Source organism: Paenibacillus sp. OAS669 (assembly GCF_014873645.1).
Classification (GTDB): domain Bacteria; phylum Bacillota; class Bacilli; order Paenibacillales; family NBRC-103111; genus Paenibacillus_S; species Paenibacillus_S vulneris.
Window position 1 is genome coordinate 344,714 of record NZ_JADBDR010000004.1, and the last position, 14,004, is coordinate 358,717.

The window sequence follows — 14,004 nt, forward strand, 5'->3', positions numbered from 1 at the left end:
TTATCCTCTACTTGCTTCTCTGATCGATAACAATTGACCAATCCACATTCGTATAGACTATGTCCACCATCGTTCGAACAAGCTTTAATTGAATATATGTTCGATATGCAAAAAAACGACATGATAGGGGGATGATTCATTCATGGACTAATCCCGGGTTTTGAACGATCTCGATTTCGCCGTTTGCATACTCCTTCACGATCATTCCCTTATCGGTTTTATACACAATATAAGTCCCGTTCGCTTTCGCATCCAACTTAGCCCATTCTCCAGTTAGCTTAATAAATTTTGACAAATCTTGTATGCGATCAATGCCATTCACCATCCAATCGATTGAGCTCGTTTTTTACTTTAAACGATGCCGCAAGCGTAGAAGCGCGACCGCCGCTTCCGCCCTTGTCACTTGTTCGTCCGGGGCAAATCGGTTGCCTTCTCGACCGACAAGCACACCATACCGAGCTGCTGACTGGACGTAGCCCTTGGCCCAAACCGGTATGTCTGCGTCATCGGTGAATGTGGTTGCGCTATCCATCGGCTCCCATTTCATGGCTCTCGCCACAATAGCGGCTGCTTCGGACCGGCTGATCGTCTGCCGTGGCCGCAGTGTACCGTCTGAATAGCCGTTAAGGATGCCGCGCTCAACCGCGGTTCCTACTGTTCCCTTTGCCCAATCCGGAACGTCCGCGCGATCTGTAAACGGGAGTTCGTTTGCTTCCGTCCCGGAGGACACCCCAAGTGCTCGCAGCAGCATAGCTGCAAATTCCACCCGCGATACTAGTCCGTTCGGACGGAAAACATTCGGGGTATCTCCCTCGACGATCCCGTTCGCAGCCGCTTCGCAAATTTGCGACTCGCCCCAATGGCCTTGGATATCGCTGAACAGGCAGGACGGGGTATCATGTATTGCAGATGGTGGCCTGCGTACAATTAACGCGTAGGTCTTGATTGTACCGTTCTCTGCCTTGACGGAAATCTCGATCTGATTGTCCCCCTCGTGCAATGACACGGTTTTGGCGCCGATTGCAGCTTCACCTTGTACAGCAACGGAAGCGAAGGCATCGGATGGGATCGGACGAACCTCAATTTGATTTGCAGTCGTTTCGATTGTGTACTCGGCAGTTCCGGCGGCGAATGCTGGACTTAACGGCAGCTCGATTCCATTCGCAGTGACGATAAGCTGCTTAAGATCTGCATTACCGGAATAATAACCGCTGGATGAATCGCCTCCGGAGTCGTCACCCGAGGTATGGATTCTTGGGTTTACCCGGACTGTTCGTATCGCTTCCAGCGCCGCGTTGCCGGCGATATCCCGAACGTTATATCTCAGCGTATACGTTTCAGGGATCTGGTTGTACACCGTTCCGGTTACCGTAATGTGCGCTGAAAGATCACCGTCCATGTTGTCGACGGCCGTCGCGCCCGGATCGACAAACGGCTCCCCTTCCGTAATGGATATGGCGTTGCTCCCCAGTAGTGTAATAACCGGAGCCATTGTATCGATGGTGAACATAATCGTATTCGAATCAGGGCTCGTATTGCCCACGGTGTCTGTAGCCATCGCCTTCACTGTATGCGGTCCTTCGGCGAGCGCAGATGCAGGCGTCCAGGACCAGCTTCCGTTGGCCGCAGCCGTTGTCGTTCCCGCGGCAGCTCCATCCAGTACAACCGTTACCGCTGCGTCTGCCTCTGCCGTACCGCTGATATCTGGCATCGCATTGTTTGTCTTGAATCCGTTCGCCGGAGTTACGACGATGGGCGCTGCCGACGGTGTTGTATCGATGGTGAATGTAACCGTATTTGACTCGGGGCTCGTATTGCCCGCGATGTCCATTGCCGTCGCTTTCACGGTATGCGGCCCTTCAGCGAGCGCGGACGCAGGCGTCCAGGACCAGCTTCCGTCGGCCGCAGCCGTTGTCGTTCCCGCGGCAGCTCCGTCCGTTACAATCGTTACCGCTGCGCCTGCCTCTGCCATACCACTGATGGCCAAAGTCGGACTGTTCATCGTCGATCCGTTAACAGGAACGGTGATGACAGGCGCCAAGGGCGGGGCCGTATCGATAGTAAACGTGTTTGTATTCGAATCAGGGCTCGTATTGCCCACGGTGTCCGTCACCGTCGCTTTCACAGTATGCGGCCCTTCGGCGAGCGCAGACGCAGGCGTCCAGGACCAGCTTCCGTTAGCCACAGCCGTTGTCGTTCCCGCGGCAGCTCCGTCCAGTACTATCGTTACCGTTGTACCTGCCTCTGCCGTACCGCTGATGGTTGGCGTAATAACGTTCATCGTGGACCCGTTTGACGGCGTTACAACGACAGGCGCTGCCGGCGGTGTTGTGTCAACAGTACACGTGTTCGTATTCGAATCGGGGCTCGTATTGCCCGCTATGTCCATTGCCGCCGCTTTCACTGTATGTGTCCCCTCGGCAAGCGCTGATGCGGGCTTCCACGACCATGTCCCCGTGGCTGTAGCTACCGTCGAACCCGCCGCCGTTCCATCCAGCACAATCGTCACAGTAAGACCTGGTTCCGCAGTGCCGCCGATCATTGGCGTAGCATCGTTCGTTATGTACCCGTTTGCCGGCCTTAAGATGACAGGAGCTGGAGGCGGTGTTGTATCAACAGTAAACGTGTTCGTATTCGAATCGGGGCTCGTATTGCCCGTACCGTCCAACGACTTCACCTTCACAGTATGAGGTCCTTCGGCAAGCGCTACTGCCGGTGTCCACGACCAGCTTCCCATGGATGAAGCTACAGTCGTTCCTGCCGCTGTACCGTCCAACACAATGGTAACCGTATGGTTTGGTTCCGCAGTGCCGCTGATAACTGGTGTCGTATCATTCGTCGCCGACCCGTTTGCCGGATGCGTGACGACAGGCACTGCTGGCCCAATCACATTCACCTCATCCGTAGCAGCTGCACTGGTTTTTGTACCGTCGTTTACGATGAAGCTAATCGTACGAATCCCAGGCATGCTGCTCGCCGCTGTGGAGAACCAGACCGCGCTTAAGGCATGTGACCACTGCAACAAGGTGGCCGTTGCGCCTGACGACGTCAGCGTCAGCACGCCGTTGACTGCATTATAACTTCCAACAATATTTCCATATGTGGTCGAATTGGTATTGACGAAAGTCAGCGTATCTCCAGAGTGAAAGCCGGTCCCGATAGATACTAGCGCACTAGACATTGTTGTGCTATCACGGTCGGACACCGTCACATTAGAGTCAATTATGACTGCAGACGTTCCGATCGTGTAGGCGGTCGTCCCGCCGGTGGTTTTTACTTTAGGTGTTTGGTACGTCGCAGTCACTGTAACTGTTCTCGTCACCATATCGCTGGTAGTTCCTGTGCCGTTAATGGCGGTGAAGCTTATCGTGCGCGTTGCTGTATTTGGCATTATGGCCGTATCAGTATAAGTAATGGATCTTAGGGCGCTTTGCCACTGTGCCAAGGTGGCCGTTGCGCCTGCAGATGTCAGTATCATCTCGCCAGTGGCTGCATTATAACTGGCCGAAATATTGCCCATGGTCGCCCCATCATTGGTGAACCCCAAGAAATCTTCTCCACCATGAAAACCGTTCTGAATGGCAACTGTTGCACTTGCAAGCGTAGTACTGCTTCCATCAGTTACCGTGATACCGGAGTCAATAACGACGGGAGTCGATGTCGTGTTATCCCCGGCCACGAAAGATGCGGATCCAGGACTAGTGGTTAAGACAGGAGGGGATGCAAAGGCTATTTGCATAAAAAAACTTCCCATGACCACTTGAAGGGTTAATGCAATGGCAAGCATGAATGTCGATTTCCGCAATACGTTCTTCATAACGAATTCCTCCTAAATTTAAATCCATAACTATGAACCCTTAAAACTTATAACAATGATATCTATACCAAAACTGACCCTAATGAAAGGACTTCCGCTATTTTTTCCTTTCAGGTAGTTGATAGATTATTTGAACAAACCGATACTTAGTATTTCGGATCATTTACCTTATGAGTTAATAATCATTTCGAATAGTTTCAGCCCAAGACTGACGACTACTATCCCCTATTCCAGTCAAACCATTTCTCTCACTACTTACCACTTCTCTTTCCACATACTCTCCGCCCTCTGCTATATGAGCTTTATACGTTTATCGCCGCCGCAATTCGTCAACAATGAGAACAAAGAACCGAATACGCTTACTTCCAGTAAAGGAGATCAACCGAATGATCGACAAAGGGAAGATTTCCGCACTTCAACTAGGAATGCTGATGTATTTGATGATCGGGGCGACCTCAACGTTAATCGTTCCGGCCATCACGGCAAAACAAGCCGAAAGAGATATGTGGCTTTCCCCCATCCTGGGATCTATAAGCGGATTTATTGTCGTTATCATCATGTGGGCTTTGCATAAAAAATTTCCCGGCCAGTCCATTATGCAATTTGGTGAATTACTTCTAGGACGTTTCCTTGGCAAATGCGCCAATTCGCTCGTGCTATTTTTTTTGCTTCATGGAGTCGGTCTTATCTTGAGGGAATACGGTGAGTTTGTGGTCAGCGCTTTCCTGTCCAGAACGCCAATGGTTACGATTACCATGAGCCTGATTGTCGTATGTGCCTTTGCCGTGCGCTCGGGTATTGAAGTATTGGCTCGCTGTACGCAGCTGTTTTTACCGTTCATCGGCTTGGTTTTCGTCTGCATTTTTGCCATGCTGATCCCGGATATGGATCCCCGAAAGATGCTGCCTATGCTGGAAAAGGGAATCCTGCCGGCTCTGCAAGGCTCTATAGTGCCTCATACCTGGTTCTTGGAATTTTTCCTGATCACCTTTTTGTTTCCCTTCGTCCATGACCTTTCCAAAGGCCTCAAGGCCGGCATGTTCTCGGTCTTGTTCATGATGCTGATTATGGTAGCAACGAATTTTGCCAGCCTGTTCGTCTTCGGAAATCTCACCGGGCACATCAGCTTCCCCGTGTATTATGCGGCGTCTTATATCAGCTTCATCAATTTTATTGAGCATCTTGATGCTATTGTCATGGTTACATGGATATTGGGAGGGTTTGTTCAGATCGCTTTATGGTACTATTCGCTTGTCATAGGTACGGCACAATGGCTTGGTTTGTCCCATTATCGCTTTCTTGTGTTTCCGATGGGGCTGCTGTGCGGCATGACTAGTATTTGGGTCACCCCGTCTTTACAAGACTTGATTCATTTTTTTGCAACGACGGCCCCGTTCTATTCCTTCACGATTCTATTCTTGTATCCGCTGATTCTGCTTGCCATTTCCTGGGTCCGCAAAACCAAAAACAGCTCACTCTGACCAGAATGAGCTGTTGGGAATGGTTGTCACGCCGATCCGGTCATACCGGTTGAGCCTCTGGATTGTCTAGGTGACGGTTGTTCCGTAAATAATCCGTAGTATTTGCATACCCCGTAGAACACAAGGGTTGAAGCCCCAGCAATAATGGCTAACACGATAAATGATTGATGGAAGCCGTATTTAGCAGCGTACACGCCTCCAAGCATACCGCCAATGATTTTGCTTACGCTTAACTGTATCACGGAATTCAGCATTTGCCCCGTTGCCTTCAACTCCTTGATTACATGCCTGTTCACATATTCGGCAAGGCACATATAGAACATAATGTACGTTCCGCCGTGAAGCACCCAGCTAAGCAAATACGTAATAGGCGTTAAAGCAAAGGAATACAGGCACCATCGGATGACATGAATGAGCCCGGAAAACAACAAGATATTCCGAATGCCGAACCGGTCATACAGCTTTTGAAAAAATATCATAAAGGGAAATTGCGTGAAGGAGCCGATTGCGAGACCGATTCCGATCACTTCCATGCTGATCCCCTGCTCCTTGCTGTAAATCGCTTGAAACGCCCACAGGAAGCCCATGGTTGTAGACAGTACAAGGGTAAAGCCATATAGTACCATCAGCGGCTTGCTGCGAAAAATTTCCGACAGCTTGACCTTCTTTTTGCCGCTTTGATGACCGGCTACCTTGGGAATGCCGAGAGATAGCAAGAAGCAGCCCAGCATGATGAACGAGGTTACCATGAAGATCGTATCAATATGCCGCGCGAACAGCACTCCGGCCGCTATCGAGATTACAGCGTAGCCTACAGATCCGAACGTACGAATCGTCGAGAATCTCACAACCCCCTTCGAAGACAGCTCAAGCGTGATGGCATCGCTCATTGGGTTGATGGCAATCTGGAATAGGCTGAACAGGGCCATGCCGAATAGCAAGGGCCAGAACATAGTTCCCGCCCAAGGGATCAGCCATACCGCCAATCCGGATAGCAAGGTGCAAAGAATTAAGATCCGATTTTTGGTTCGGGATCTATCACCAGCCAAGCCCCATAAGGGCTGCGCAAACAACCCGACCACCGCCCCGATAGATGTAAGAACCCCGATATCGGTATGCCCTATCCCTTGTTCCGTGAAATAAACCCCGATGTAGGACGAGAACGATCCTGTGCTCATATAAATGAAAGCATAAAAGACCGCAAGAATAACGACGCTCTTGTTCTGTATCATAAGGCAGCTTCTTTCTGTCGTTCATTGATTTTCTATTTCATTATAAACTACATTTTCCATATAGAATATATGCAAAAAGGAAAAACCGCAGCAGACACGAAAATTACATGTCATACTGCGGTTTAAGCAGAAGGTGTTGTACACATTAACCATGTATTCACCTATTCCCGCCATTTTATACACGGAGCCGGCGAATTATTGATTGTTTTCCTGCTCATGGTCCGTGAACTCCTCTTCAATCTCATCCATCATTTCCTCCACGGCATCGCTGATTAGATCTGTCGCAGCAATATCGGATTGATACAGCGGCTGATTGATGCCGACCGGCATCTCTTGACTGTTTTCCCGCTTGCTCTTGGCTTCACTCATTACTCATCGAACCTCCTTGGATAACCGTTTTACATATCGTATGTAAAAATGGAATTTCTATACAAGCATCAGGAGATGATGCAGACGAACCTCCAGCACGAAGCTCTATCTTTTCTTACCCGCACTTCACACAAGCGAATCCTAATCATGAAGAGTCATTGATTTACCTGCCGGACAGCTTGGCGTCCGAGGGCAGCAGAATCGCCAGAAGCCCAAGAAGCGGTAAAAACGCGCTGACTTTGATAACAATATCCAGACCCGCCGAGTCCGCCAAATAGCCTAGAAGCGCCGAACCGATTCCACCGAGTCCAAAAGCAAGACCGAAGAACAAGCCCGCAATTGTGCCTACTTTACCAGGCAGCAGCTCCTGGGCGTACACGACGATAACCGAAAAGCCGGATAGAAGGATAAGACCAATGCATATGCACAAAACCATGGACCATACCGGGCCGGCAAATGGCAAGAGGATGGAGAACGGAGCCGTACCCAGGATCGAGAACCAGATCGTGTTGCGCCTTCCGAAACGATCAGCGAACGGTCCTCCGGCCAAAGTCCCGAGCATTCCGGCAATGAGCAGAGCGAACAAATAGTATTGAGCGTCCTGCACGGTCATATGAAACCGTTCCATCAGGAAAAAAGCGTAATAGCCGGTCATGCTCGCCATATAGACGAATTTGGAAAACAACAAAGAAACAAGCACCGCTAACGCGACGGCAACGGTTCCTTTAGACAGCATTGCACCACGTTCGTTTGGATAGACTGCCGCATTCACCCTGCTATTGTTTTGCAAATGAGTGCCGTACCATCTCGACACATAGAGCTGTATGATAATGGCGGCTCCCGCTGCGAGCGTAAACCACAAAATGCTTTGCTGACCCAGTGGGATAAAAATAAGTGCGGCCATCACCGGAGCGAGGGCCTGGCCGGTATTCCCCCCTACCTGAAATATCGATTGTGCGAGCCCTTTGCGATTCCCTCCGGCAAGATGAGCTACCCTGGAGGATTCCGGGTGCAGCACGGCAGAGCCTATTCCGATGAGAATCACGAATAGCAGCAGCATGATGAACGACGGAGCATAAGCAAGGCCAATGACGCCCGTAAGCGAGAATATCATTCCTATTGGCAGCAAATAGGGCTTTGGCCGCGAATCCGTGTACAATCCTATTACAGGCTGAATCACGGAGGCCGTCATGTTAAGCGTAAAACCGATCCAGCCTATTTGGGCAAAGCTCAGATTCAAAGAATCCCGTAAAATTGGAAACATAGCCGGAATGACGGACTGGATGGCATCATTCAAAAAATGCACGAAGCTGATGGCGAATAACACGGAAAAGATGGTGGTTGAGGGTTGACGCAGTACCGCTTGTTGATTCATAACTGTCTCTCACTCCTATTCCTTCAAGCTTAGGTTCTATTCTCTCTTCATACAGCATATCATCAGATGTTTAATTCCAAACTAATACATCTTATCATCTGATGTTTGATCTTAAAAAAATTAGCTTTTGATATGCTCCTCCAGCTCTGTCCTCGTCCCATCCAAATGCTGCATGCTGTACAGCTCCGCTGCCTGCACATCTTTATCACGGATTGCCTCGTATATTTTCTCATGCTGCTCCGTGTAATATTGATTATATTGCGGATGGTTAACGAGATTCTCCAGGGAATGACGGAGCACTTCCGAGAAGATACGGTACAAATCCGCCAAAACAGCATTTTTGGTAGCGGCAGCCACAGCGATATGATAGGCTATATCCGCATCCAGATATTCCTTCACCCGGCCTGAGTCTATGGCGGCTTGGCGTTGATCGAGCAGCTCGCGCATCACTCGCAAATCCTCATCATCCCGTCTGTCGGCGGCCAAACGGGCAGCCTCGATCTCCATCATGCGGCGTACCTCGTAGACCTCCAAAATCTCTGCCCGCCGCAGCCTGTAATCAAGCGGCTCCTGAATAGGCTTTTGCTGGCATACAAACGTTCCATGACCCTGCCTTTTGTCCAGAAGTCCTGCAGATACAAGTACACGGACGGCTTCGCGAATGGTCGACCGGCCTACGCCAAACTGTTCCATTAGCTCCGGTTCGGTAGGAATCTGCATACCTGGAGACAGCTCTCCAAGTGAAATTTTGCGTTGAAGCTGCTCCACCACATCATCGACGATCTGCTTGCGCTTCACAGTTTGAAAAGATAACGAACCTTTATTCATCTGATCATCTCCTGTCGTTATCTTATTATGAATTGGTAATTGTAGCAATAAGAATGTATGTTCGTCATATTATTAATCTGACATTATGCCCTGGACCCTCGCCAATAACGTTATTTGGGGAAGGACACGTCTCGTCGTTCTTTTCCTTCCACAATTCTACTATCTTTGACTCTTAGCCGCAAAAATAAAATAACCCCACAAAGTGAGACCATGGCTTTACAAGCGGATTCAGATGCTTTGTGGAAAGATCCTGCAATAATGATAAAAAGTGCAGGCTGCTTCCAGCTGCACTTAATTGCGGGGGCCAAATCTTTTAGATTAAACAATGATACTGTAAATACCGACAATCAAAACGACCATAGATATCGAACAGCAAATATACGTGTGCATGCCGCGTTTGCGCTGCTTCCATGCCAGCATGAGCTGTCGCACAGCAAAATACATCCCCGCGCCGTTAACGGCAAGAAGAGCTACTGTGAACAAAATGGTTTGTACAGACAATGGCTCCCCCCCGCCGTGATGATGCTCGTGCATTTCCAGGGCCCCTAGCAAAATAGGAGCCATTAACCAGTGAATGAGATGAAGGATAAACACAAGAAATACGGAAAATCCGGATAGGATCGCATAGTTCATCTCCGTCCCCAGAGCTTTTACTTTATGCAGCACTCTCCTATTCACTCCTTCAAGCCTGACATTCGAATGTAAACTTCCTTCTTCTCTTCAACTGTATGTTGCTGCCCTTGTACTTTATGATGATACGGCTTACTTGGGGTCGAGCTGAACGGTTGCCAGCTTTCCGCTGAGCTGAATCCCCGTCTTTTTAGTTCCAAATGGCTTAAGGTCCTTGATCAGTGATTCGAGCAGCTCCTTGGCTTGTGCACCTTCCTTGCTCTGGAGTTTTATGGTAAATACGACCGCATCGCCGGATGTCAAAATTCTTTCTGCCTGCTGCTTTTTCGTATCATAATCATGCTCTTCAATCTGAGGCGTAAGCCGGATTTCTTTAAGTTTAGGTATTTTATTTTCCTTTCTCTTGGCCTGCTGGGCTTCTTGCTTGGCGGTGCCTGCACCTTCCAGCTTGCATGGAGGAGGGCTGCTCATCAGAGAAGTACAGATCAGATCTACCTTCAGCTTCTTGGCCATCGCCAAAGCCTCCGATGTGGGGACAACACCCAAATCCTCCCCGTTAATGCCTGTCAGTTGAACCTCTGACGCTTTTATTTTTTCATTCATGATCATTGTGATTCCACCTGAACTTTCGTTATAATGAAACCTATATTACCGATGATAAGGAGATTTTTCAATGAGCCGCAAAGAAATGGAAGAACAAATAATAAAAAATTATCAGCAGGACGAGCAAATGATGATTCTTGTTTTCGCCCAATGGTGTATTAATAATGATCTGGACCCTGCAGCCCTGTATCTCCGTGCATACCCGGATCAGTCGGCCAACCCTCTTCTCCTGCAAGCTATTAATCTGACTGTATCAAAGGAAGAAGCAGGTGAACTCCCGGATGAAACGGTTCTTGGCGTGTTATCTTTGTACGGGAATGAGGATTTAGCTTTCGTTGTGACCGAAGAAATAGCCAAACGGCCCAAAGCCGTCTAAGAATTTTAAAAGGTGAAGAAGCCCTTAAAGGCAGGACTTCGGCTTCGAAGCTTGAAATCAGCTGCTTGGCGGGCAGATTCGATGTGATGTTGAAAAAGGGTGATGGCTCCTTTGGGAACCTTCACCCTTTTTCACGTTGTAGCAGGCTGTGAAGTTGCAATTATAATGTAAACTCAGGGGATGCCCCTCCCTGGTTTTGCAGCTTTTCAATTGCTTGACATATTTCATGCTGCCAGGCAGTGTCCTTGACCATAGATGCAGCAAGAGACAGATTGTACAATCCCGCAAGCTTCCTCGCATAAATCGCATTGTAATGGAGGCAAGCGTTCACTTCGGATTCTTCTTCCTCTGTCAGTCCCCTTTGTTTTTGCAGTGTCCAGAGCTCTGCCAATCTCCAATGAACCGATAGCAAGATTCATTCCCCCTGTCCGTGTCTGTAATATCAACGACGTTACTATTATGGACAACGGGAATCCCGTTTAGACGCCTAGGGCCTGTCCTTGATGAATCCCTTTTTGCAACTTATTGATGATTCGAGCCGTCTGATAGGATGTAATAAAAGAGAGATTTAACTAAGGGAGAATCCATATGCCTAAATCATCCAGACATCTTCTAATCATGACCTTATCGGCCACCATGTTAGCCGCTGCACTGACCGCTTGCAGCTTTACAGAGAAGCCCGCTGCAGCTTCGCAGGAACCTAGTACCCAATCACCGGCTCCAGCACCAACGCCGTCACCCGATCCTGGCTCAACAGCTCCCCAAACATCGGGACAGGACGTCAAGGGGGCCACTTCAGGCTCAACGGATGCCCAAAGCAGCGGGAAGCCGCCGCAGGTTAACGGGACTCAAGCTTACGTACTGCAAATCATGGAACAGGCAAAGAAAGGGAAGGTACCCGGCTTTGATTACACTGCGCATAAAAGCCTGATCGACCAGGTAGAGGAAGATTGGGGAAAGCCGGATCAAAAGGATACAGCAGGTTCGGGTATCTATTCAACCTACGGGAAGCATAAAGCCGCCTTCGGTTTTAATAAAGGAAGCCTTATTTTCGATGTTCGATCCTATGATTCGAAGCTTCATGAACTGAGCTTCTCACAGATCAAATCCGCCCTAGGACAACCTGACGATACGATCGCTAATAAAACCGAAACGATATACCTTTACCAGGCAAACGATCAATTTCAATTGAAATTTATCATTCCCTCCTCTACCGGCAAGGTAGATCACATCTCTGTCTTTAGTCCGCAGGATGCCAAAAATTTAATGGCAGGATAATGAAAACCAGGCGGCTCCGCTTCTTAGGAAGTGAGCCGCCTTTACGGTTATTTTTTGGCTTCAAGCCATGCAGCGATGGCCGTAATTTCTTCTTCCTTCAGCTTGCTCTTGAAGCCCGGCATACCGCCCCCGCCGTTCGTAATTTGATTAACCAGCTGTTCTTGATTCATTTTTGAACCGATCTTTTGAAGATTTTTCTTCTCGCTTCCTTTGCCATCCAGCGTATCGCCATGACAGGCAATACAATTTTGTTTGACAAGCGATTCCGCGTTAACGGCTGTGGCGGATGACGACTTGCTATCGCCGCCTGCCGCTGGGGTCGGCGATGGACTTGCAGGAGCAGCTGAGCCTTGCGGTTGCATTACCTGACTCGAACTTGAGGCAGCCGGCGGCGCTTGTCCTTCCGTCGCGGATTTAGCGTTGCACCCGGATAAGGCTATAGCTGCAGTAACGAGGGCTGCTATCGTTGCCATTTGTACCTTCATCAAGCCAACCTCCACTAAGAAATGGTATACTAGAATTATGTAAAATATTATTACACTACGGATTGTAGTGTATGTGATGGTGCATTGTCAAGTATTATCAATAATTCCGTTCAAGCGTGAGATCGAGAGCCCCTCACCTCTTGACGCTGTAAATTTAGAAAGAACCCCTCGAACCATTTCTCTTTGTAGATCGGGTTATCAATACAAAGATGAAATGAAGAGAAGGGTTCATTTTTGTAAATCAAAGCAGTCTGGATTGTCGACAAAACGTAAGTAGTAAGTCCAGGAATTCTTAGCAAGAGCTCGCTTATTTCACATGCCGCCACTTTCGCTTGCCCAGACCTGTAATTCTAATTCTTGCTTCATGCCCATTCCCATTCTCGCTCTTAATTGCATATACTTTTCCATCAGCGGATGATCGTATCCCAAGAAAGTGCTGATTCTGCCTTTAAACGTATCATCCTTATGCTCGTTACCCCACTGAAACAGCTCCTGGAAAAGACCAATTACAGACTCTTGATTATGTGGGGAAAACCTTACAGGATGCGGGACATCAGCCAGCTTCAATTCCAACAGGTCATGCAAAACATGAAGCCAGTGTTCTATCGTTTGTTTATCAGGGATGTGGTCTGCATGTTCCAGATCAACAGGTATCCGGGCTTTGATATCCGCGATGAGTTCACTGAACGTTAGCTCGACCATTTGCATGGACATATAGCCCCACCAATGGCTGCCCGTTCCAATGCTGTACATTTCCCAAAACGGTTCCATTAATATAGATTTAACTTGCTTTTTCTGCGTACTGCCGAACATGGAAATGCCGAGGACCAGCCCCGCATTACAATCCGTCGAAGCCCGCTCACCCCATGCAACCAGCCTGGGGACGATTTGTTCATTAGCGAATTTGAAGCTCAAAGCGGGTAAAAGTTCAGGGAAAAGCGGCTGCCCGTATACCTTTTCCAGCTCACTCTCCAACCGCTCCCGATGCGATTCGCAAGGAAGGTGCAATAGCCCGAGACAAGCATTTGTGCACAGATGCCAATCGTTAGCACCGATGCAATCCACCATATAGTCGATATATTTCTCATACCCCATATACCCCATCACATGAAGAATGTCACCAGGCATTTCTTCCTTAAGCTGTCCATGTTCAAAGCAAAAACGATCGATCTCCTCCGCCATGGCGAAGTCTCCACATCTCATAACGGGGTCAAGCAGCATCACGTACCTGTAATCGGAGGGATGCTCCGCGAACATTTGAAATAAAGCCGCTGCATCTTCCCGGTCTCCGTACTTAGCGGTTATACGGCAATAGGATTCAAGAACGGTTGCATCTATCTTTTGGCCGGATCTCAACAGTTGTATAAGCTTTTCTGTGTTTGGAATCATTGTTACACTCCTGTTTATATGTAGTCAGCATTTTTCGAGCCCTGTTTCCCAAAACCCCAAAAAATATGAATTCTTATATGAAAAACACAGGTCCTATAACCTGTGCCTTCTTACCACTTATGCCTTACTGAGCATATATTT

Annotated in this window: 14 protein-coding genes; 3 read left to right on the forward strand and 11 right to left on the reverse strand. The window is 48.6% G+C overall.

The window, feature by feature from the left end; translation table 11 throughout:
• Positions 1–136: 136 nt before the first annotated feature.
• Both GGC63_RS11980 and GGC63_RS11985 read right to left on the reverse strand, forming a co-directional pair.
• Positions 137–325 (reverse strand): hypothetical protein, encoded by a 189-nt coding sequence (locus tag GGC63_RS11980; RefSeq protein WP_192702526.1) that lies wholly within the window; start codon positions 323–325, stop codon positions 137–139.
• Positions 326–346: 21 nt separating this feature from the next.
• Positions 347–3,817 (reverse strand): Ig-like domain-containing protein, encoded by a 3,471-nt coding sequence (locus tag GGC63_RS11985; RefSeq protein WP_192702527.1) that lies wholly within the window; start codon positions 3,815–3,817, stop codon positions 347–349.
• A gap of 386 nt (positions 3,818–4,203) precedes the next feature.
• Between GGC63_RS11985 and GGC63_RS11990 the strand changes: the two genes are divergently transcribed.
• On the forward strand, positions 4,204–5,298 hold the full coding sequence (locus tag GGC63_RS11990; protein ID WP_192702528.1) for a GerAB/ArcD/ProY family transporter: 1,095 nt from the start codon (positions 4,204–4,206) through the stop codon (positions 5,296–5,298).
• A gap of 26 nt (positions 5,299–5,324) precedes the next feature.
• Here the strand turns inward: GGC63_RS11990 and GGC63_RS11995 are convergent, their stop codons facing one another.
• The 6 genes from GGC63_RS11995 to infC form a co-directional block, all read right to left on the reverse strand.
• Positions 5,325–6,530: an MFS transporter gene (locus GGC63_RS11995; protein ID WP_192702529.1), complete on the reverse strand. Its 1,206-nt coding sequence runs from the start codon at positions 6,528–6,530 to the stop codon at positions 5,325–5,327.
• A gap of 195 nt (positions 6,531–6,725) precedes the next feature.
• Positions 6,726–6,899 (reverse strand): hypothetical protein, encoded by a 174-nt coding sequence (locus tag GGC63_RS12000; protein WP_179136076.1) that lies wholly within the window; start codon positions 6,897–6,899, stop codon positions 6,726–6,728.
• Positions 6,900–7,062: 163 nt separating this feature from the next.
• Positions 7,063–8,274, reverse strand: a complete 1,212-nt coding sequence (locus GGC63_RS12005; RefSeq protein WP_192702530.1) for an MFS transporter — start codon at positions 8,272–8,274, stop codon at positions 7,063–7,065.
• Between the two features lie 120 nt (positions 8,275–8,394).
• Positions 8,395–9,102: a FadR/GntR family transcriptional regulator gene (locus tag GGC63_RS12010; RefSeq protein WP_192702531.1), complete on the reverse strand. Its 708-nt coding sequence runs from the start codon at positions 9,100–9,102 to the stop codon at positions 8,395–8,397.
• Between the two features lie 318 nt (positions 9,103–9,420).
• Positions 9,421–9,768 carry a hypothetical protein gene (locus tag GGC63_RS12015; RefSeq protein WP_192702532.1) on the reverse strand — a complete coding sequence of 116 codons (348 nt, stop codon included), beginning with the start codon at positions 9,766–9,768 and terminating at the stop codon, positions 9,421–9,423.
• Between the two features lie 96 nt (positions 9,769–9,864).
• Positions 9,865–10,341: a translation initiation factor IF-3 gene (gene infC, locus GGC63_RS12020; protein WP_192702533.1), complete on the reverse strand. Its 477-nt coding sequence runs from the start codon at positions 10,339–10,341 to the stop codon at positions 9,865–9,867.
• A 64-nt stretch (positions 10,342–10,405) separates the two neighbouring features.
• Between infC and GGC63_RS12025 the strand changes: the two genes are divergently transcribed.
• Positions 10,406–10,711, forward strand: coding sequence for a hypothetical protein (locus tag GGC63_RS12025; RefSeq protein ID WP_192702534.1), 306 nt, complete (start codon positions 10,406–10,408; stop codon positions 10,709–10,711).
• A 160-nt stretch (positions 10,712–10,871) separates the two neighbouring features.
• Here GGC63_RS12025 and GGC63_RS12030 read toward each other — a convergent pair whose 3' ends face one another.
• Positions 10,872–11,123: a hypothetical protein gene (locus tag GGC63_RS12030; RefSeq protein ID WP_079911817.1), complete on the reverse strand. Its 252-nt coding sequence runs from the start codon at positions 11,121–11,123 to the stop codon at positions 10,872–10,874.
• 176 nt (positions 11,124–11,299) lie between these two features.
• Here GGC63_RS12030 and GGC63_RS12035 point away from each other — a divergent pair, with 176 nt between their 5' ends.
• Entirely contained in the window at positions 11,300–11,989 is a 690-nt protein-coding gene (locus GGC63_RS12035) for a YjgB family protein (RefSeq protein ID WP_192702535.1), read from the forward strand.
• A gap of 47 nt (positions 11,990–12,036) precedes the next feature.
• Here GGC63_RS12035 and GGC63_RS12040 read toward each other — a convergent pair whose 3' ends face one another.
• Positions 12,037–12,474, reverse strand: a complete 438-nt coding sequence (locus GGC63_RS12040) for a c-type cytochrome (RefSeq protein ID WP_225948135.1) — start codon at positions 12,472–12,474, stop codon at positions 12,037–12,039.
• A gap of 312 nt (positions 12,475–12,786) precedes the next feature.
• Complete coding sequence (locus GGC63_RS12045; RefSeq protein ID WP_192702536.1) at positions 12,787–13,863, reverse strand: hypothetical protein; 1,077 nt, start codon at positions 13,861–13,863, stop codon at positions 12,787–12,789.
• Positions 13,864–14,004 lie beyond the last annotated feature (141 nt).